At 28.4% G+C, this 21,883-nt stretch carries 25 protein-coding genes; 23 read left to right on the forward strand and 2 right to left on the reverse strand.

Annotation, left to right across the window (positions count from 1 at the left end; all coding sequences use genetic code 4):
* Positions 1–96: 96 nt before the first annotated feature.
* A complete protein-coding gene (locus P344_RS02345) occupies positions 97–753 on the reverse strand; it encodes a hypothetical protein (RefSeq protein ID WP_025317295.1) in 657 nt (218 codons plus the stop codon).
* A gap of 115 nt (positions 754–868) precedes the next feature.
* Positions 869–1,900, reverse strand: a complete 1,032-nt coding sequence (locus tag P344_RS02350) for an energy-coupled thiamine transporter ThiT (RefSeq protein WP_025317296.1) — start codon at positions 1,898–1,900, stop codon at positions 869–871.
* A gap of 285 nt (positions 1,901–2,185) precedes the next feature.
* On the opposite strand from P344_RS02350, the gene P344_RS02355 reads away from it, so the two are divergent.
* The 23 genes from P344_RS02355 to P344_RS02455 all read left to right on the forward strand — a co-directional run bounded on the left by P344_RS02355 (position 2,186) and on the right by P344_RS02455 (position 21,873).
* Positions 2,186–2,545, forward strand: a complete 360-nt coding sequence (locus P344_RS02355) for a MurR/RpiR family transcriptional regulator (protein WP_025331865.1) — start codon at positions 2,186–2,188, stop codon at positions 2,543–2,545.
* 69 nt (positions 2,546–2,614) lie between these two features.
* Positions 2,615–2,773, forward strand: a complete 159-nt coding sequence (locus tag P344_RS06685) for a hypothetical protein (protein ID WP_156028528.1) — start codon at positions 2,615–2,617, stop codon at positions 2,771–2,773.
* A gap of 2 nt (positions 2,774–2,775) precedes the next feature.
* Positions 2,776–3,021, forward strand: a complete 246-nt coding sequence (locus P344_RS02360) for a phosphoheptose isomerase family protein (RefSeq protein WP_236681428.1) — start codon at positions 2,776–2,778, stop codon at positions 3,019–3,021.
* A gap of 92 nt (positions 3,022–3,113) precedes the next feature.
* Positions 3,114–3,509: a DNA topoisomerase gene (locus tag P344_RS02365; RefSeq protein ID WP_025317299.1), complete on the forward strand. Its 396-nt coding sequence runs from the start codon at positions 3,114–3,116 to the stop codon at positions 3,507–3,509.
* A gap of 402 nt (positions 3,510–3,911) precedes the next feature.
* A complete protein-coding gene (locus P344_RS07425; protein ID WP_245565527.1) occupies positions 3,912–4,211 on the forward strand; it encodes a hypothetical protein in 300 nt (99 codons plus the stop codon).
* Between the two features lie 80 nt (positions 4,212–4,291).
* Complete coding sequence (locus P344_RS02375; RefSeq protein WP_025317300.1) at positions 4,292–5,029, forward strand: hypothetical protein; 738 nt, start codon at positions 4,292–4,294, stop codon at positions 5,027–5,029.
* A gap of 97 nt (positions 5,030–5,126) precedes the next feature.
* Positions 5,127–6,227 (forward strand): nicotinate-nucleotide adenylyltransferase, encoded by a 1,101-nt coding sequence (locus P344_RS02380; protein ID WP_025317301.1) that lies wholly within the window; start codon positions 5,127–5,129, stop codon positions 6,225–6,227.
* Positions 6,228–6,241: 14 nt separating this feature from the next.
* Positions 6,242–6,910: a 5'-methylthioadenosine/S-adenosylhomocysteine nucleosidase gene (gene mtnN / locus P344_RS02385; RefSeq protein WP_025317302.1), complete on the forward strand. Its 669-nt coding sequence runs from the start codon at positions 6,242–6,244 to the stop codon at positions 6,908–6,910.
* A gap of 1,092 nt (positions 6,911–8,002) precedes the next feature.
* Positions 8,003–8,488 carry a hypothetical protein gene (locus P344_RS02390; RefSeq protein ID WP_148552297.1) on the forward strand — a complete coding sequence of 162 codons (486 nt, stop codon included), beginning with the start codon at positions 8,003–8,005 and terminating at the stop codon, positions 8,486–8,488.
* A gap of 99 nt (positions 8,489–8,587) precedes the next feature.
* Positions 8,588–9,118, forward strand: coding sequence for a hypothetical protein (locus tag P344_RS02395; RefSeq protein ID WP_025317304.1), 531 nt, complete (start codon positions 8,588–8,590; stop codon positions 9,116–9,118).
* A gap of 195 nt (positions 9,119–9,313) precedes the next feature.
* Positions 9,314–12,058: an alanine--tRNA ligase gene (alaS, locus tag P344_RS02400; protein ID WP_025317305.1), complete on the forward strand. Its 2,745-nt coding sequence runs from the start codon at positions 9,314–9,316 to the stop codon at positions 12,056–12,058.
* On the forward strand, positions 12,051–12,476 hold the full coding sequence (ruvX, locus tag P344_RS02405) for a Holliday junction resolvase RuvX (RefSeq protein ID WP_025317306.1): 426 nt from the start codon (positions 12,051–12,053) through the stop codon (positions 12,474–12,476). Before alaS ends, ruvX begins: the two co-directional genes overlap by 8 nt.
* A gap of 605 nt (positions 12,477–13,081) precedes the next feature.
* Positions 13,082–13,291, forward strand: a complete 210-nt coding sequence (locus P344_RS07050; protein WP_025317307.1) for a hypothetical protein — start codon at positions 13,082–13,084, stop codon at positions 13,289–13,291.
* A gap of 8 nt (positions 13,292–13,299) precedes the next feature.
* Complete coding sequence (locus tag P344_RS07055) at positions 13,300–13,461, forward strand: hypothetical protein (protein ID WP_201773799.1); 162 nt, start codon at positions 13,300–13,302, stop codon at positions 13,459–13,461.
* 211 nt (positions 13,462–13,672) lie between these two features.
* Positions 13,673–15,280: a hypothetical protein gene (locus P344_RS02415; RefSeq protein ID WP_025317308.1), complete on the forward strand. Its 1,608-nt coding sequence runs from the start codon at positions 13,673–13,675 to the stop codon at positions 15,278–15,280.
* Between the two features lie 47 nt (positions 15,281–15,327).
* The gene (locus P344_RS02420; RefSeq protein WP_025317309.1) at positions 15,328–15,927 is read left to right on the forward strand and encodes a hypothetical protein; all 600 of its coding nucleotides are present in this window, start codon (positions 15,328–15,330) and stop codon (positions 15,925–15,927) included.
* 184 nt (positions 15,928–16,111) lie between these two features.
* Entirely contained in the window at positions 16,112–17,821 is a 1,710-nt protein-coding gene (locus P344_RS02425; protein ID WP_025317310.1) for a hypothetical protein, read from the forward strand.
* Positions 17,822–17,974: 153 nt separating this feature from the next.
* On the forward strand, positions 17,975–18,427 hold the full coding sequence (locus P344_RS02430) for a hypothetical protein (protein ID WP_025317311.1): 453 nt from the start codon (positions 17,975–17,977) through the stop codon (positions 18,425–18,427).
* Between the two features lie 122 nt (positions 18,428–18,549).
* Positions 18,550–19,206, forward strand: a complete 657-nt coding sequence (locus P344_RS02435; protein ID WP_025317312.1) for a hypothetical protein — start codon at positions 18,550–18,552, stop codon at positions 19,204–19,206.
* A gap of 12 nt (positions 19,207–19,218) precedes the next feature.
* Entirely contained in the window at positions 19,219–19,599 is a 381-nt protein-coding gene (locus P344_RS02440) for a transcription antitermination factor NusB (RefSeq protein ID WP_025317313.1), read from the forward strand.
* A 101-nt stretch (positions 19,600–19,700) separates the two neighbouring features.
* Complete coding sequence (gene xseA / locus P344_RS02445; protein ID WP_025317314.1) at positions 19,701–20,981, forward strand: exodeoxyribonuclease VII large subunit; 1,281 nt, start codon at positions 19,701–19,703, stop codon at positions 20,979–20,981.
* Positions 20,981–21,202, forward strand: coding sequence for an exodeoxyribonuclease VII small subunit (gene xseB / locus P344_RS02450; protein WP_025317315.1), 222 nt, complete (start codon positions 20,981–20,983; stop codon positions 21,200–21,202). Before xseA ends, xseB begins: the two co-directional genes overlap by 1 nt.
* The gene (locus tag P344_RS02455) at positions 21,202–21,873 is read left to right on the forward strand and encodes a hypothetical protein (RefSeq protein ID WP_025317316.1); all 672 of its coding nucleotides are present in this window, start codon (positions 21,202–21,204) and stop codon (positions 21,871–21,873) included. Before xseB ends, P344_RS02455 begins: the two co-directional genes overlap by 1 nt.
* The last annotated feature ends 10 nt before the right edge of the window (positions 21,874–21,883 follow it).

Below are 21,883 nucleotides of genomic sequence, written 5' to 3' on the forward strand. Positions count from 1 at the left end.
CAACTTTAACAATTTGAGAAACATTTTGATATTGTTGATAAGTAATTAAAGAAAGGATAATTTAAATCAGTAAAATCAACATATGTTAAGGTTAAATTATTTGGTGCTACAAAAAAACATACTATGATTATTAATTGCAATAAAAGAATTACTTAATAAGCTTAATCCTTTAAGATGCAAAGCACTTAATTCGGGTTGCGAATTATTAATTTTTAAATATCACATATTATTATCCAGATCACTAATGATAAAAGTATTATTAGTTAATGGTAAAATATTATTTATTTCATTTATATTATTCATTTTAATTTTTAGTGGTGTTAAAACTGGCTGGTGATGATTAGTAAAATTTAAATTTTTTATGATGGGATGGTTAACATCGGTTAAATCAAAATATTGTAAAGCACTTGGAAATACTCCGATTTGATAACCAATTAAAATATTATCATTTGGTAAAACAAATTCATACATTCCAATTCCAAGATTTTTAAAGAGTAACTTACTAATAGGATTAGTTGGATTTGTTAAGTCAAGATAATATAAATCTTTGTTATTTCCAATTTCGTAAGTAACTACCTTACTATCACTAATTTTTGTTTTGTTAAAAGTAAATTTCCCCAGTTTTGTTAAATGCTGGTTAAATGCTTTCAAAGAATTATGATCATGACTGTGATGTTGGTTTTTAAAAGTTGAACTTACGGTCATGACGCCGCTGATAATTAAGGACATTAATAAATTAATTATTTTTTTCATTATGTTTTCTGCATCCTTTCCGAAAAAAAGTTTTTCTTCATTTTCATTATAAAATAAAAAAGGTTATTTAATTAATAACCTTTTTAAACTTTTCTTAGTTATTAATAATATTTCATTAATAACCATAATGTTGTTGAAAACGATTTATATACACGGGAGCTAACCCACGTAGAGCAATCGGCACTACGATTTGGATCAGCGGATATGTAAATAAGAAAACATGAATAAAGTTATAAACAAATGCATATAATCATCCGCTATAACCTTTTCAAATTGCATACGGGTATAACACGTTTCAGACTGCTACTGCTGATAAAATTTGTCAAAAGTAAATAATTAGCATAATTGTTATACACATAATTAAATAGTTAATATAAGTAATATATTTTTTATCATTTGTAACTTTGAATCGCATTCATCCTGCTAAACAGGGAGTTGTCATTGGTAAAAAATAATCTAGGATAAATGATCATGGTGAAATAATAAATCCTGATTGAATAAATAAAATTGCTAATAATGAACTAACTGCCCCACAAATTCATCCTGCTAAACTTGAATGAATAAAAGCTAAGATAATTAACGGAATATATTTTAAAGCAACGCCACCACCATTTGGTAATTGGGGTAAGATATAACTTTCAATATAATTTAATGCTAAAGTAATTCCAACAAATAACGCAATGATGACATAATCAAAGGTATGCCATTTTCTAATTCCAAATAATTGTCAAAATTTTTTTTGTTTATTTTTATTTTTAAAAATGGTATCTTGTGGTTTTAATTCTTGACTATAAATTGTAATATTTAAAACTAAATTTAAAATATTTAAACTAAAGATACTTAGTAAAATAAACTGCATTTTATAGTTTAAATATTCATCGTATTTACAAATTCAACAACTCACCGCGTATAAAATCGCAAAAATTAATCCAAAACTACAAAAGCAAATTAAAAATAACCGCATATTTTGCAAGTTTTCATCGTTGTTAATATGCAATAATTTGCTAAGTATCGTTGCCTTTAAACTAGCTGTTAAAACTAGAAAAACTAAATACAAAACAATGGGAATTATACAAATGATCTTAGCGGTCCACAAAATTATTTTTTGTTGTTTGGCATCATAAAAATTTTCAACAGTTTGGTCCATAAAAAAAATCCTTACACAATAATTAGATAGTAATTAACATGAGAAAGAAAACAAAATAATAGAATATAAAATTAATTCGTCATAATTTGAACTCCCTACTCTAGTATTAACTAAATCAGGTTCTAAGAGTATTTCTCAAGTTTATTAAATAATAAACTATATTTTTCAATTGCTAAAACATTCTAACATAACCTTTAAAAATAATAAATAATATTAGTAACTAAAAAAAAAAAAAAACAATAATTATGATAATTTATGATAATTTTATAAGTAAGGGGTAATTAAGTGAATAATGAGGAGACAATGGGACTTATGAATTATGATAACTTAATTAATAAATTAGAAAATTTAAAAAATAATGAAAATAAATTTTCTTTTATCAGTGAATTTATTATTAATCATCTGAATAAAATTAATAATTATAATATTAACCAATTAGCAAAAGCAACTTTTTCCTCTTCGGCCACAATTATTCGAATGTGCAAAGAAATTGGCCTACAAGGTTATAAACAGTTAATCATTATTTTAACATCTTTTAATACTAATAAGCACCCAAATAATCATAATAAACTAGATAGTACTTTAACTAAAATTAAAACTAATTTAGATGCAACCAACATCTTATTAAATTTTGAAATTATTTAAAAATTTGTTAACTATGTTAATAGTAATAAAACAATTTTATTATTTGCCTATGGTAAATTAGCTTTATGAATGGAAAGCTTTTATTCAAGAATATTGCGACTAGGTATTAAAACTTATTTTAATAAAGACCATGAAAACAATTTAATTTTTAGTGAAATTATTGACCAGGATTTTGTTGTCTTAGCATTATCCTTTATCGGGTATCGGGGGAAACCAAAAGTGTTTTAAATTTAGTTAAGCAAGCCAAAAAAAACCATGCTGTTATTTTTACGATTAGTAAATATTTGCAGAATCACTTAAAAAAACTAGGAGATTATAATTTAAATCTTAGTTATAATCCGAATGATAATTATTTAATTACAAAGTCAACACGTTATGCGATGCTATATGTGTTAGATTTAATTTATGAACAAATTATTGCCTCAAAAGAAGAATACTATACTAATATTTTACAAAATACCTTTTTAAAAAAATAAAAAAAGTTTTAATTTTAAAAATAAATAATGAAACTTTTTTTGTTTTGTTTACTTTTAAACTTAATTATAGGGAAAAGAGGTAATAAATTTTAATGGGTGTGGATAAAAGTACTGCGCCAATGGTGGTTAAAAAATTATTAGATGATAAAGAAGAAGATGAGGAAGAATTATTAACTAGTAAGAATACTTATCAAATTGGAAGTGAAATTAAATTTGATGAAATTTTACCAAAACAATTGTTTACGAAACCAAAACCATTATTTACTGAAGCAAGTTTAATTAAAGTTTTAGAAGAACTTGGAGTTGGCCGTCCGGCTACCTATGCAACCATTTTTAAAATTTTACAAACTCGTGAATATGTTACTTTAAACAAAAAAGCATATGAACCAACCGTACAAGGGATTAAAACCATTTATTATTTAGAAAAAGCATATCAAAGCATTATTAATGAATACTATACTGCTAATATGGAAAAGGTATTAGACTAGACCAAATTGCGGAAGGAAAGTTAGATTCTAAAGATTATTTAATTGATTTTTGGTTAGAGTTTAATAAAAAAATTAAGCAATTATTTCGGAACCGCTTTTAATTACTAGTTTTTCGGAAAAATATTGACGATTTACTTTTAAATTTAAAAAGAGTATAATTCTGGTTATGTTATCATTTATAAAACAGAGTCTATTTACTATGAAAAAACTCAAAGACAAAATTGTCTGATCTGATATTTTAAGTTTTATTTTTGGTTTTTTTTAGAATTATGTTTGGGAGTTTAAGTGTAATTTCATTAGAACCATTTTGAAATCCAAACAAAAAAGTGAGAAATACGCACTCTTTTATTTTTACCTTGTTATCAATCTTTTTTGATACTTTAAGTGTTTTAAGTGCTTTTGTTGCTTACCGGTCAGGAACCAAATTTATATAATTTACAAAAAACAACAATGCAAAATAAAAAAAGTTTTGGTTATCAGTATAAACGTTGAGCCTTTCGATGTGACTTATTAAACTTCATCTTTGGGCTTGGCGGATTAATCTTTGGGGTGGTTAGCTTAATTACGCTATTTCCCTTAACTTTTAATGAATATATTTCTTGGTGGGGAACCATTACCTCAGTATGTTTTGATACAATTTCTTGTTTCCTAGTAGTTTGCGCGCTATGTTTCTTCTGTCAAATTATGAAAGTAGCTAACTAAAACCTTTGAAAGAGAACATTTCCTAAAATTTTAAAATTATTATATAATTTAAAAGAATTAATGAAAATGAGGATCAGAATATGGCACGAAAAAAGAAAACACCACCGAACGAAGATTTAGCAATTAATTTAGAAAATCATCTGAGTTATGATGATGATATTGAATCAGTAAGTGGCATTCAATTAACTGATGAATTAGTGCAGGATGAACCACCAAAAGAACAAATAATTGTTGAAGATAATCCCCAAGATAGTGAAGTTTCATTTACAAACAGCCCTCCAGAAGGTAATATCCACGCAATTTTGAAAAATGCTCGTTCAAAAATTAATGAGTTAAAAAATGAACCCGGTTTAAATGAACATAATAATTTGATAGAACGTTTGGAAAACTTAAAAAAACTGCGCGACAGTTCGCAAGCTCAACCCAATGAGTTTCAACAATTATTAAACTGGATTAAGGAACGTAATTTTAATGACCGGATGGATTATATTATGAAACGGATTAAAACCTCTCACCGTGATGATGATAAGTTAACTTTAAATGCGAATGGCGAAGAAATTGTTGTTAATAGAGTAGATGATGAATTGGGGGAAGAAGAAGTAGTAATTTTACCATTGGGTGAAAAGGTGTTCCAAAAGAAAAAGAATTCTTCTCATAAAAAAACTACCCCAATTGCTTATTCTAACCAGGAAGATTTGTTAAAAAATGAAAATGATAATATTACAATTACCTTATCAATTACCCAATTTCGCAAGATTTTAAAAGATACCGTTGAAGATGTTTTAAAAGAATTAGGTATTAAAAATAATAGTGAATAACTAAAAATATTGAAAAAAACATTACATTTTGGTAGTGTTTTTTTATTATTAAGATAAAATAAATTAGTAATGATAATAAAAAGGGAGAAAAAACATAATGAAAATAGCATTATTTGGTGGAAGTTTTGATCCATTTCATAGTGATCATTTAAAAATGATAAAATTAGTTAAGGAACATTGTGATATTCAAGAAGTTTGAATTATTCCCACTAATCAAAACCCCTTTAAAACACGAAAATTATCACCAATTACTGATCGCTTAAATATGATTAAACTTGCCATTCAAGGTTTAGACTATGTTAAAATTAATGATTTAGAATTAAAAAATAATGCTCCTAGCATTACTTACCAAACTGTGAAGACTTTGTATGAACAAGACCCAACTAACCAATTTTATTTTATGATTGGTTCTGACCAATTAGCTAGTTTAGATAAGTGAAATAATATTAATGAATTAGTAAAACTGCAAACTTTTATTATTTTTGAACGTAATCACTGAGATGTTACTCCTGAGATTTTAACTAAATACCAGGCAATTAGTGTCACTTTTAAAAATAATACACATTTATCAAGTACCCTGGTCCGGGAAGGAAAAAATTTAGATTTACAATTACCAGCTATTAATAATTATATTAATGACCACTTATTATATTTTGAAGAACGAATTCAGGACCAAATGGATGAAAAACGGTACCTTCATTGTTTAAATGTTGGTAAAAAAGCTCAAGAATTAGCAATTATCCACCATTTAGATGATCATAAAGCTTTAATTGCCGGAACTTTTCATGATGTTACGAAACGTTGAAGTGAAGAGCGTCAACGTGATATGCTAATAAAATATTGACCAGAAGGTTTAACTGAGCCAGTGCCTACTTGGCATTCTTATACCGGGTTTTTACATTTAAAATATGATTTGTTATTTACAGACGAAGAAATTTTGAATGCTGTGAAATGACATACGGTTGGTCATCCCAAAATGACACTCTTTGAAATGTTAATTTTTATTGCTGATAAAATTAGTGCTGAACGTAATTATCCCGGGGTCGAAGAGTTACGAAAGTTAGCTAACGAGGATTTAACCTTAACTTTTAAGGAGATGTTAAAACGTCAGTATGAAATTGTTAGTCAAAAACATGGGGTGGATAATTTAGGAACTAATATTTTAAAAACATACAAAGCTTGAATTACTGATCAATAAAGGAGAAAAATATAATGAATTTAGTAATTGGCGCAATGCAAGAAGAACTGCAAGTTTTGTTAGATACTATTAAACCAATTGAAATTATTAAATATGACCATATTAAATTATTTCAAAAGGGAACATGATTATTTTCCATTTCACAAATTGGCCAAGTAAATGCGGCTATTGCTCTAACAACCTTAATTAATGACTATACCATTAAAAAGATATATAATATTGGAACCGTGGGCAGTTTAAAACCTGATTATGAAATTTTTGAATTATTAATTGTTGAAAAAGCATTATATACTTATGCCGATGCCAGTGAATTTGGTTATCAAAAAGGTCAAATCCCCCAGGAACCAACATTTTTTACCAGTGACCGCCAATTAATTAACCAAATTACCAAAGATGATGAAAATCTGCGGAAAGTGGTGTTAGGAACAAGTGATATTTTTATTAATCAACAACATCATTTTAAATATCTCCAAGCAAATTTTAATAATTTAATTGATATTGTGGATATGGAAGGAACTGCTTTTTTCCAGACAGCTTATAAATTTAACATCCCGATGTTATCAATCAAAGTTATTAGTGATTATCTCCATAATCCCACCGCCTCAACTAGTCAATTTAAAGAAAATTTAAAATATGCTAGCATTATTATCAAAGATTTTATTTTACAATTAATGAAGATTTAGAGGAGATTGGTAGGGTTAGTTCAACATCAGAATATTTTTATGACTTTAAGAAACTATCTTGTTAAATCAGCAATTTTTTTATATAATTAATACAATAAAATTAATTTATTTAAGACTTTATTACAATAATTACCATAGCAACATAATATTAAATTATCACCCATGACTTTATAAAATAGAATTAATTATTTTTCGAGACAATATGGGAAATTTATTTGTTGATAGTTATCAAGGTTTATGTTTACGGTGCTGTAATAATGTTAAAAAAGTTCTTATTAATTTTAGACTAAATAATCCAACTTTTAATTTGCAAAATTTAAAATTAATTAATTTTAATGATTCGATTTTAAAACAACAGTCAAGCAATTTTAGTAAACCGCTAGCTATTTTTTATTGTAACAAAAATTATTTGTGGTCTCTTTATTAAAAACCATCTTCATAATATTGCTAATAAGATTAATAAACCATCCAATTTTTTCCATCATCATGCTAACAATGAAATTACTAAAATACAACGTGATCCATTATTAAGAACAACTCTTCCTAAACCGTCTTTAAGTTCTTCTCCCAAGCTTAATAATATTAATTTTAATGCAAAATTATTGCCAACTAAAAAACAATATAAAAAGTGAATTGTAATTTGAATTTTAGTTGTAATTTTAATCTTAGCGACCTCGGGAGGGTTGGTTTGATAATTTTTCTTTCGCCTAGACAAAATAGTTATTAAAGAACCGGTTATTACTTTGCAAGAATAAAGTAGTTTTCAAGAAAAAGTTTGAGGGATTACTTCTGATCAGCATAATAGTTTATATGTCTTAACTAAAGATAGTAAAATTTGAAAAAATAATAATATAAATAAATTTAAGACATTTTTTAATACCAATAATATTTCAACTGTCGGAATTAATTAAGACGATAAATTATTTCTTGTTAAACAAACTACTAATAATCTTAATGAAATTTGAAATTATAACTTACAAGATTTAAAACAGTCTGTTAAAATTTCTAATTTTGTATTAACAAAAAACAAAAATATTTATTTTAGTGATTTTAAGCATAATGTTTGAAAAATTAATAGTAACAATTCTTCTGTTGATATATATAGTAACTCATTTTAGTGAGGATTTTGGAATTAATTATATTGTTGTGGATGATGATGCAAATTTTTATATTGCTTCTGGTCTAGGAAAATTATTTAAAAAAGGACCAGGTCAACAGCCACAAGGTTTAGGAACTTTAACGGGAATCACTGCTTTAAATATTGATGATAATAATCATTTGTATGTAGCAACGAAGAGAAAAGAATTATATGTTGGAAACACCAATGCTAATTTTAAACCCTTAACAAAATTAAACGAAAATATTAATTTAATTGAGTTAGATCATCAAAATTATTGATATGGGGCGTCCGCCCAAGGCAATATTTGTATGGGAGATTTAAGTGGTGCAGCTACTAAAATTGCTAGTTTAAATTATCCCGATCCCCAAATACTTATAGATCAAAGTAATAATGTTTATGTGTATAGTAAAAATACAAATAAAATTTGGCATAATTATTGTGGAAAAATAATTTTTTAAGTATAATTAAACAGATAATAATTGAGTACTTAAAGTGCCTAACATTTTTTTGTTAGGTCTTTTTTATTTAATTATTATTTTATTAGAAAGGAAAAAAATATGGCAAATCCACCGATGACACCATTAACAACATTTTTACAATTAAAATATAAGTTTGATATCTATGCTAAACTAATTAATAATTTTACTAATCGTGAAGGTAAAGATTATAAAAATAACATGCCTGAAGCTTGAGTTCAGTGAAAAAAGAAAATGGCAGCAACATTAGGCGTAGAGAATTCAGACAAAACAAATAATTGAAAAAATGATTTTCAAAAAGAATTTTATCAAAAAATTATAGCTATTAAAAATAAATATAATTCCCAAGTGCAATTGCAAAAATATCGGAAAGTTTGTAACCTTAAACTAACCCAAAATTTAGAAGCCTTTTTAGATAACTATTTTGAGGTATATGATGATTTATCTATTACAATCAAAATGTATAAAAATAATTCAGATCTTAATTTTAGTAATGCAGTGGAAACTAACTGAAGAAAAATAAAAATTTACCAAGATACTTATCAAATTAATATTAAAAATAAAATTAAGAAGAATTTTATAAAGAATTTTCTAATCAATTTCACTAACTAAGAGCTGCAAAAAAATCAGCAGAAAACTTAGTAAAAAAAAGAATCATTGTTTTAAGTATTAAAGATTTATTGAATAATTCTCAAAATAGCCTTTAAAAACAATACTGTTTGAATCAATTAAACAGTATTTTATTTTTTGATATGCTATAATTCAATTGACTTTAAGAAATGATATTAATTAGGAAGGATAATATTAATGCGAAAACTTACTTCAACTGAAATTAGACAATTATGGTTGGATTTTTTTAAATCAAAAGACCACTATGAATTAAAACCAGTTTCTTTAATTCCTGTTGATGATTCATCATTATTATGGATTAATTCAGGAGTAGCGACATTAAAACCTTATTTTGATGGGCGAAAAACACCACCAGCCAAAAGATTAACTAACTCCCAAAAATCAATTCGAACTAATGATATTGAAAATGTTGGTGATACTGCTCGTCACCATACCTTATTTGAAATGTTGGGCAATTTTTCAATTGGGGATTATTTCAAAAAAGAAGCAATTGAATTTGCTTGAGAGTTTTTAACTTCCCCCCAATGAATTGGGTTTGACCCAGCGAAACTGTATATTACAATTTACGAGGAAGATGAAGAAGCCTATCATATTTGAAAAGATACTATTGGTCTAAGTGATGACAGAATTATTAAGGGTGGCAAAGATACTAATTTTTGGGAAATTGGTGAAGGCCCCTGTGGACCAAATACTGAAATTTTTTATGATCGTGGGGAAAAATATGACCCCCAACATGTTGGCTTACGCTTATTAAAAGAAGATATTGAAAATGATCGTTATTTAGAAGTATGAAATATTGTCTTTTCACAGTTTAATAATAATGGGGATGGTACTTATAGTGAATTACCCCGTAAAAATATTGATACAGGTGCTGGTTTAGAACGAATTACTTCTATTATTCAAGAAACCCCAACTAATTTTGAAACAGACTTATTTTTACCAATCATTAAGGCTACTGAAAAAATAATTAATAATAAGTATCAATATGATCCTAATGATTTTTGAAAAGAACCAAGTGAACAAACAAAAATTAATACCGCTTTTAAAGTAATTGCTGATCATATTCGTGCTGCAACTTTTGCGATTGCCGATGGGGTGTTTCCTAGCAACAAGGATCGTGGTTATGTTATTCGTCGTTTAATTCGGCGTGCTAGTTTATATGGTAAAAAACTAGGAATTAATGATCCATTTTTATATTTACTAGTAACAGAAGTTATTAATGTAATGGTTCCGTTTTATGATTATTTAATTGCTAAACAAGAAGTTATTACCCAGGCTATTAAAGATGAAGAAGTTAAGTTTTTAAATACTTTAGAACAAGGAAGTAAGTTATTTAATGAGTTAAAAGAAAAATACGGGGAAATTACCAAGGAAAATGTCTTTAAATTATTTGAAAGTTATGGTTTTCCCATTGAACTAATTGAAGAAGAAGCTGCTGATAATAATATTAAAGTTGATAGTGCCGGGTTCTACCAACTTTTAGAACAAGCGAAAGACTTATCACGAACTAATCGAAAAAATATTAAAGCAATGCATTTACAAAATGAATTATTTACTAAGTTAGATGTTGCTAGTGAATTTGTTGGTTATGAAGTTGAAGAAGTTAAAAATGCCAAAGTGGTCTTTATGTTTGTCCATAACCAAGAAGTAACGGAATTAACTGATCAGGAAGGTTATTTAATTTTAGATCGCACTCCCTTTTATGCTGAAAAAGGGGGGCAAGCGGCGGACCACGGAATTATTACTAATGCAAACGCGACGATCCAAGTTGTTGATGTTCAGCAAGGTCCTAATAAGCAAAATATTCACCATGTTATTGTTAATGGCACTATTAAATTAGGAACCGAAGTGAGTGCCTCAATTGATAAGGACAAACGTTTTTACACGCGTAAAAATCACTCGGGAACCCATTTATTGCATGCTGCGTTACGAGAAGTTTTAGGAATCCACGCTATGCAAACTGGTTCTTATAATGATGAAGAACGGTTAAGAATTGATATTACCCATAACCAAAATATTACCAATGAGGAAATTAGTAAAGTTGAAGCTTCAGTTAGTCAAGCAATTAAAGGAGCGATTCCTTGTGAGGTTATTTATACTAATATGGATGAAGCTCTTAATAAATATAATGCACTGGCCTTCTTTACTGAGAAATATGATGAAATTGTGCGGATTATACGCTTTGGAACTTACTCTTGTGAATTATGTGGAGGAACCCATGTTGCTAACTCCCAAGAAGTTGAAGATTTAATGGTAACCGGTGTGGAATCAAAAGGAGCCGGAACTTATCGTGTACATGCCATTACTAGTTACAAAACAATTGCCTCTTATTTAAATGATGAATTTTTAAAAATAAAAAATGAGGTAATGGTATTAATTGATAAGTATAACCAAGGCAAAGCTAACTTACAAGATGAAAACTTAGAAAGCTTATGAAATCAAATTAATGATTTAGCTGTTTCAAAAGAACACTTAAAACAACTAAAAGATTTAATTTTAGTATTTAAAGAACAATATAAACAATGAAATAAAAAATATGCTAATTTCCGCATGCAAGAACAACTAACCCAATATCAAGATTTACCAGTTAAGACAATAAATAATATTAATGTGCTTTATCATTGTTTTAATGTTGAAATTGATTTAGCAACTTTAAAAGCATTGGTTGACAACTATAAAGCAAAATATGACAATCTTCTAGTATTTTTTGTTGATCTCCATCACCAGGATGATTACAAATTAGTCGTTGGGGTTTCCAAAGATTTGCAACCCCATTACCAAGCGGGGAATATTGTCAAAAAATTAAACCCGTTAATTGAAGGTAATGGTGGGGGTAATCCGAGTGTCGCCCAATGTGGATTTAAAAATAAAATGATGATGTTAACTATTATGGAAAACTTATTTACCTATCTTGATGAATAATTATTATTTGGCCCTTGATGTTGGTAGTAAAACGATTGGGTTAGCAAGTTCCCACGGAGTTATTGCGACCGGGCGGGGAGTCATTACCTTTCCGGAAGGAAATTTTTTGCAAGCAGTCCGTGAAGTGGTTAATTTAATTACAACAGAAAACTTTAGTCATCTGATTGTTGGCTATCCTAAAAATATGAATAATACCATTGGTCCCCGTGTTGAAATGGTTGAAGAATTTATTACAATTTTAAAAACAAAACTAGGTGATTTGGTAATTCCAATTATTTTAGTGGATGAACGTTTAACAACAAGACAATCCCACCAAATTATGTTAGAAGCGAATTTATCACGTGCTAAGCGCAAGCAAAAAAAAGATAGTTTAGCTGCCCAATTAATTTTAGAGACTTATTTAAGTAATCAAAAATAACATCTTATTGAAGATGTTATTTTAGTTTAAAATAATTTATTGAATTTCTTTTTTTTTTTTTTGTATAATTAACTTAGTCTGTTGGTAATGTTATTGATAAGACTATGGAAAAATAGCGATGGAAAAATTATTAAGCGGAAAATTAAGATTATTGTTCACTAATATTTAAAATAAAATTAATATCAGCAATGGTATTACAAAAGCTTAGGAGTGTGCTAATTAAAAAAGTTATCTTAAATATGGTTTCTATGTTTGATTTACAATTGTTCCGTTGTTATGTGTTTTCTTAGATCTAATTTTTTTGACAATCCAACCTGATCCTTAATATGGTGATTATACAACTAATTTTGATTTTTCAATAATTAACCAGTCTATTTACTTATTCGTGTGAATTTCATTAGCAACATTTGTTTATAGATTGCTTAATTAAATTAATATCCACACTAAAAATATGCCTAGTTGAATTACAGGAAAAAATAATTTAACGCCGGATTACCGCTTTAAATGTTTTAGCTTTTATTTTATATAATGTAACTTTATTAGTTTCAACCAATGTTGTTGGTTTTAATACTTGGTATAATATTATCAAATCTGTGTTTGAAAACATGGTTACCCCATTGTTAATTATTGGTTTTTATTTTATTTTTATTACACCAATAATTAATAGTAAGGATTATTTTAAAAAGTATAGTTGGTATAACACCATTCACTTAGCAATTTATTTATTTTATGTTTTATTAAGAGCCGTAATGTTAATATCATTCCCACCCCAAAACCAGGAAGTATTTACCCCATTCCCATATGAACACAATTAGATCCGCGGGTGGTTGGTTATCCACTAGTACTTTTAGGAGTGGGCGCATTATTTGTGGGAATTATTGCTCTTGCCACAGGTTTAAATTATCTAAGTAATTTACGAAACTCTCGTACTCTTGAACCAGCCCCACCAAAACCCAAAAAGTTGTTGACTAATTATGAAGAATAAGATTAAAGTAAATGTAAATTTACTTTTTTATTTTTATGAGATAAATGATAATAATTTGCTAAAAATAGGAGTATACTTATATTAATCATTTAAGTAAGGCTATCAATTAATAAATAATAAAAATACATTGTACAAGTTTTTATACTAAAATCAATCAAAAAATGATATAATTTAAAAGAATGAATTAAAATGGTCAATGGGGGCAGCACAGATGAATAATTCAAAGACAAAGGGGAGAAAAGGACCTAATAATTTAGGACTTAACCGCACACAAATAGAATTATTAAAAAAACGGGAATTAACAGATCCCAAAGAATTATTCCCAAACCGGGAAATTAAGGGTTATCGTGTTGAAGAACAAGATTCGGCACAGAAAGCAGTTGCGAAAACAAAAAACAATCCTTTTAACAGCGACATCTTAGTATTATCCGCAACCCAAAAAACACTCTTGGATAAGCGAAATACTTCACCAGCTGATCTTTGAAAAAATAAGGCAATTAATAATGTTGAAAAAAAAGAATCAGTTGTTATTAATAGTCTTTCGGAATTAGGGCTAAATGCCACACAAAAAAATTTACTAAGTCAACGTGATGTCCAACGTGGACCTAATAATGAAGATTTAATCTTAGCGGATGAAATTATTGATACTAATAAAGAAAACAAGTTACAGTTATTTAATGAAAAAGTAAAAGAAAATTCGCGAACATGAGGGTTAAACAAAACGCAATTAGAATTACTAAAACGTCGTAATAGTAAAGAACCAGGAGCTAATTTATATAATAATGCTCCGCGGGAAGGTTATCGCCCGGAAAATAATTTAACAAAAGTTCAAAATACCAAACCAAAATCAATTGAACAAATCCGGGATCAGTTAAATTTAAGTAAATCACAATTAAATTTATTATTAAAACGAAACTCAAATGCTGAAGAATGAAAAAGATATATGGAGTCTGTGGCCAAAAAACAGGCAACTAATAAACCAAAACCACTTAAAAATCCTGACCATATTTTACAGCACCGCAAGCGATTAAAAGATACCGTGCAAGATTGAGGATTAGGTCGTAAAGTTAATGTCGGAGATAAAGTCATTAAAAATTATATTCCCGATGAACAACCAGTTGTTAAATTATTATCAACAGAATTCTTTTTACCAACTGATATTACTAGCCAAATTAATCCGCTAGCTCAGTCGGCAAAGGTCGTTGAACCAAAAACACCACCGCAACCAAAACTAACTTCACCACCGGTAGTGGTAAAACCGTCCCCACCCGTGAATGAAGGGCAACCAGAACCTGTTAAAAAAACTAAACCAAAACGTAAAAAAGTTTTAAAAGAAGAAATTTATATTTCTGATATTGATCCTAAAAAGCGACCAAATCTTAAAAAACTAAAATATGGTGAAAATTTTTTTAACCTTAGCGAGGAAAATGAAAAAAAGGCGAACGCTAAAATTGATACCAAACTCCAAAATAAAAAACAAACCGTTGCCGAAAAAAAATTAGTTTTGCAATCCCATAAAAAATTAAAAGATTATGGTATTAATTATTATGATGAATCTAAACGTCCAAATTTAGAGTTTGATTTAACCGCCATTAAATATACAACGGCTGGTTATCATCCTAATGAGTTAAAAGCAATCGAACGACGTAGAGCATCAATTTTAGCAGAAAAACAATATAAAGAAAAATTAATTAGTAAAAATATCAAAAAAGAACAAAAGTTACAAAAAAAATTAAGTCGAAAACGCAAAAAACCACCAGTTGACCAACCATTGCCACAAATTTTAGTAGCAAAATATGAGAATAAAAACCAAGACTAAAGTAAACTTTATTAACATTGCCTTGGTCAGCAAAGGAGTTGACTAGGATGAAACATCCGCACGATGAAGATACACAAACATTAATTAGTAAATATTTTGATGAAGTAATTACTTCTAGTGATATTGATCATACAAAGCGTCCCGGAGTTGTTTTAGAATGAGCAAAAGAAAAAGAATTATGAGAAAAGCAAATGGATGAACAAACCCAGCGGGAGTTATTACTAGCGTTAAAAAAATCGGAATATCAAAAGCTTCATTCTTCCAAATTATCTCAGCAAGCAAAATTACACAAAATTCATCAATTTCGCTTACAAGAATTAGCTAAGCGTGCTGAATATTTAGAACAGTTAAAGAGAACATCAGGGAAATTACCAAAAGTAAACAAAAAAATGTTAAATGCTGATGTAAAAATTGATGATGAATTAAAAACCATACCACAAATTGATTTAGCAAAAATTGATGATGAACATGATAATAATGATAACTATGGAACAGTCTTAATGCGTGAAATTGCGCGCTCCTTATATGACGAGCATCAGATGTATAATCGCCCGCCAGTTTCAGCAACGCCAGTAGTTGTTAATAAACCACCGAAAATAAAAAAAATTCGGGTTCGCCATCGTAAAGGTCCGAAATCAAAATGGTAGCCAGGATAATTTATTATCCTTTTATTTTTACAATTATGAATTAAAAATTTATAAGATAATATTATAAATAAAATATCTTAAAAATCAAGTTTTTATTAAAAAGTATTTAAAAAGTTTTAAAAATTTTATATAATTATATGGAGACATACAGAATAGGCAGATATTCAAGATAGGGGTAAAACAAATGGCAAAAGACAAGATGAATGAAGAATCAATTGTAACATCAAGAGTTAGTTATGGAAATATTATTAATCCAGATCGGAACACTGATGAATTATTAGAAAAGAAAATTACACCAGCAACAATTAAAGTTTTATTAGGACAAATGGACAAAGATAGTGAAGAGTATAAAGCGTTATTAAAACAATATCAACAAGAAGTGGGTAGTGTTAAAAAACCAGGGGTGATTCGTTTAAATGATAAAAGTCATTGGGAAAAGGCACGTAATAAAAGTCAGTTCATTAATCGCTATTATCGGGAACTAACTGAAAAATCAAAACCACCTGCCGCAACCTCGGTTGTTGAGCCAGCAATTACAAAGCCAGCTGGGCAAAAAGCAGCAAAGTCAAAACCAGCACCAAAAACTAAATCACCAGCGAGCAAAGATTCAACAGCAAAAATTTCCACATCCAAAAAAGCAGTGGTAAAAAAAGCAACCACACCACAACCAAAAGTTAAAACACCAAAAGCAGTTAGACCAACTGCCCTTGAAAAAACGACTGCTAAACCAATTGCAAATAAAAAACCAGTTAACCTAATTAAGCCACCGATTGATGATAACGAAATTTTGAAACCAGGTGATGTATATTCATCATGAAGTAGTCTTGATACTAGCAGTTTTAAAAACAAGTTAAATTCTAATGTTGCTTTATCAAATGAACTAGTTAAAAAACCAATTATTCGTCGCCATGAGTTAGAAGAAACAACGGAAATTAAAAGAGAATTACGTCCAGTTTTTTCTGAACAAATTACCCAAATTAAACGAAACGGATTATCTGTTGTTGATTTTGTTATTAATCCGGAAGAGAAAATTGAAATTGAAAAAAATGATGAAGAAATTCTTGTTCGATTAATTACGCAAAAGAAATCAGAGTTGGCCCCCGGGGAATTCTTGCCCAAAGCACCAGCCCCACCCAAACCAACGCCGGTTAAAATTATTCGTAGTGAAACGGATGATTTATCAATTGAAGAACGTGTTATTTTACGTTTAGAAACAAAAGGGAAATTCCAAAAACTTACATCCGAGGAACAAGAACAGTTAAATTCTTTACGTCAACAAATGGCGGTTAAAAATAACCGTTCAAAAAAACAATTTGAGAAAATTACTGGTGATGATCAAATCTTGTCGCCCCCGGTTGATGAAGAATGAGAACATGAACAAGCCCAAATTGCTAAAGACCGTTATAAAAAAGCTAATTATAATCATCAATTTGATGAAGCTAAAAAACCAAATCTTGATCAACGCTTAGCTTATGAACAACGGATGACACAGTATTTAATGAATGTTAAGATGCAATATGAACAAGGTTATAACCGACAACTATCCCAAGAACTAGCGGATTTTAACCGGGCAATCAATTTATCAAAAGCAATTAAAACAACTGATACGGAATTACAAGAACGAATTTTAGCGAACCGGGATGAATCAACAGCAATCTTACGTCGTCATGTAATGTTATTAAACCAGAAACAACATATTGAAATTCGTTTATTAAATAAACAATTATTAAAAAATAAAACAACCAAAGCTAATATTGAAGATTTTATTAAAAAACAAAAAGAATTTCAAGATTTATTACGAATCCGCGAAGAAATTAAAGAAAATCGTGATTTATTAATCACTTCCTTACGAACACAAGCAAAATTAACCCAAGAAGCACGTGCTAAAAAATAACAAAAAATTATTGCCAAGCAGTACTTTTTAATTTTAGTGCAAAATTTTGGTAGATTTAAGATAAATTTTCAAGAACTTTCAAGAAAAATTATGATATTTTTTATACTTTTTTAAAAAATTAGGTATAATTAAAATGAAGTTGGGGGGCTGACATTGGAACAAAGTGAAATTAGAAATGGTTACTTATATGTTTTAAAAAATGGTCAAATTATTTCAATTCATCGAGGAAGCAAAAGCAAATTATTATTTAATAACCAAGAAACTAATCATAATTATTTAGCATATCCAATTTATACAGAAGATCAACTAGGGGAATTTTTGGTCAAAAAAAATGAATGCTTGTTATTATCAAATGTTAAGTTAGAAGGTAAATTATTATACTTACATTCAACGGATGTTAATATTATTCCGGCCAGTGATATTAATCATCCCTTAATTGTTAATAATACCCATATTAGAGTAGCTGATCAGAGTTTTTCGGTACAAGAAGAATTAACCCGTGAGTATAATGATGATTTACTTCAACGCTTATTAGATGAAGAAGAAGCTGAATTTTCCCAAAAGAAAAAACCACTTTTTAAAATCATTCGTAAAAATAATAAATAATAGGTTCTCAGAACCTTTTTTCTTTGCGAATTTGGGAACCAAGAACATTTAAGTTAGGGTCCTTTTTTGATATAATTACTATTAAGAAAGTATTTTAAACGAACAGGAGCAATGATGGTTCTTTGAAAGCAACAAAAAAATTAACTAAGATTCGGGCAAAATTATCATTGCCTCGCCTCACGTGAAAAGAAGAGTTTCGTAGGCAAAACTATTCGTCGCTAGATCGCATTATGAAAAAATATTTACAACAAGTTAATTATTTATGGTATTTTAAAAATGTGGCGTTTTATGATGAAAAATACCATTTAACTTATTTTTTTGACCGGATTGTTTTAACCCGCAAGAATTTATATTTTCTGAAGTATAAAAAGTTATCATCGCCGTTAGCAGTTGATATTCACCAGCCATATTGAAATTTTAATAATAAAACAATTACCTCACCAATTGTTACCCAACAATTTATGATTAACCGGGTTTTAAAATTATTAAAATCAAAACAATTCTTGGCTGTTTGCACCATTAACTTTTTAATTATTGATACTCGTTATGAATTAACTTTTAATAATTTGTGAAATAATCATAATATTCGGTATTTAAATTTAACCAACCATTCTTGATTTGATGTGATTCAGCAGATTGAACAAATCGATGAGCAAACTTATGATAAAATATCAGATGAGAGTATCTTATATTTACATCACCAGTTGACCGCCCATGCCAATGCTGTTAATAAAAAATATGATCGTCATTTTTGATATAGTTTGTATCATTTTATATAGGGGGAGCTAGTAATGACTCAACGTGAAATTCGAATTGATATTATCAATTTATTATATCGTCATTTTGTTTTAAATAATTCAATTAGTCAAACAAAGCAAGAATCATTTGATTTTTCCCAAAGTGTTCGCACTGAAGAAGAAATTAACAAAGTTATTCAAATTCTTGACCATTTAGAACAAATTATCGCGGATATTAATCAAAACTTAAAACCAGGGTGGGTATTTGAACGGTTAAGTAATTATCATAAAGCCGTCTTAGTATATAGTGTGTATGAAATTAAAGAATTACACACTTCTCGGGCAATTGTAATTAATGAAGCCCTGGAAATTGTTAAAAAATATGGGGAAGATGAAGATTATAGTTATCTTAATAAAGTTCTTGACCAAGTATAAAACCTCTGGCAGGTTTTTTTATTATTTTAAAATCTTAAAAATAGTAATAATTTAAAGAAAAAAACTATATAATGATTAAGAGAAAATGTAAGGTGAGAATCATGACAAGTAATATTTTTAAAGTTTCCGAAATTAATGCTTATATCAAGAATATTATTGAACAAGATCATAATTTAGTTAATATTTCTGTGCAGGGAGAGATTTCCAACATTACTAATCATTTTTCGGGGCATATTTATTTTACTATTAAGGATGAAAAGTCCCAGTTACGAGCAATTATGTTTTCTTTTAATGCAAAAAATTTAAAATTTAAATTAAAAGAAGGATTAAAAATTATTGCGGTGGGAACAGTAAAACTATATGAACCGCAAGGAACATATAGTTTGCAAGTTGTTAATATTAGTTTAGATGGCATTGGTGATTTATTTTTACAATATGAACAATTAAAACAAACATTAGAACAAAAAGGGTGGTTTGCCCAAGCAATTAAAAAACCAATCCCCAAATTTCCACGTAATATTGGGGTTATTACCGCTCCGAGTGGCGCTGCCATTCGGGATATTATTACCACTATTCATCGGCGCTTCCCCCAAACTAATATTTATTTGTTTCCTTGTTTAGTCCAGGGAAAAGAGGCTAAATATGATATTAAAGCAAAGATTGAAGTTGCGCAAAACTTTACCGTGCCATTAGATACTTTAATTGTTGGTCGTGGTGGGGGAAGTATTGAAGACTTATGAGTTTTTAATGAGTTCGAAGTAGCCCAGGCAATTTATCAATGTCCAATCCCAATAATTTCTTCTGTTGGCCATGAAATTGATTTTACGATTGCTGATTTTGTCGCTGATTTACGCGCACCAACCCCAACAGCTGCTGCTGAGTTAGCAACTCCTGATCAAAAGGAATTACTAATTTATCTTCACCAGCAGTATAAAACTTTAATTACTTTAATTAAAAATAAAGTTGATAATTACCAAGTTACTTTAAATAATTTAAAAAATAACTACTGGTTAACAACCCCCCAGGCCTTATACGAAAAACGATTTCATAACTACCAAGTTTTAAGACATAAGTTTAACCAAATCGCTGATAATTTTATTAATCATAATCTAAACCAAGTTAGTTATTATTACCAGAAACTATTAACAATTATCCAAAATTATTTACTAACCTTAACTCACCACAAAAATAATTTAATTGCTAAGTTAGATTTATTAAGTCCCTTAAAAACTTTAACGAGAGGGTATAGTGTGACTTATGATAGTAAGCAAAAGATTTTATTATTAACATCGCAAGTTCAGAATAATGATAAAATAATAACAAGGTTAAGTGATGGGCTTGTTTATTCACAAGTTACCGATATTAAAGAGGAGGGGAAATAATGGAACCTAAAAAATCATTTGAAGACATTTTAACTGAATTAAAAAATATAGTTAATGAATTAGAAAAAAATGAATTATCAATCGACCAGGCAATTAATGCCTTTGAAGCGGGAATTCAGTTAACAAAACAAGCAGAAATCAAATTACAAGATATCAAAGATAAGGTGACTAAAATTGTTAATGATAATAAAACAACAGATTTTAAAGTTGACAACGAATAATGGGGCAAATTTTTGAACACCAAGGGTGAGTTAAAAGAAATAATCGTAAAATTATTAAAAAACTATTAGAATTAAATTTAAATCGCGCAGTTTTTAAATATTTTACAACTTTTGATAGGAAAGATATTATCATTAAGAATTATGTTTATTTATTGCGGTTAAATAATCGAGCTGAGAAAGAATATTTTGATAGTATTGTTCTGATTAAATTGATTTTAATCTACTATCATATGCACTATATTAAACGTCAGAAAGTCCAAAAACAGGGGAAAGAAATTTTACAAGCAATTAATAAATTAGCGCCGCAGATTATTCTTTACCGTTTAAATGTTAATTATGAAACAGAATTGTTTGGCACAATTGATCATCATCACCATCGGGTAAAACCATATTATCCATATCATCTTTTATATGCCGAAATTGCCAATGTTTTTTACCAACCCTTTTTAGATCATCCCCAGGGTAAGCTTTATTATGAATATGGGTATTTATTAGTAATGTTAATTAATTTAAATGTTATTAAAAAAATTTTAAATGATACTAAAAATGTTGAAGTTTATAAGGTTAAATTATTAGTTACTTCTCAGTGTTATTATGCCATTGCCGATATTACCCCTGCTTATTTTAATTATTTTATTCAATATAATAATTATTTTTTACAGAAATATTAATTAGAAAGGA

This window comes from Spiroplasma mirum ATCC 29335, from assembly GCF_000565195.1.
In the GTDB taxonomy this organism is placed as follows: Bacteria; Bacillota_I; Bacilli_A; order Mycoplasmatales; family Mycoplasmataceae; genus Spiroplasma; species Spiroplasma mirum.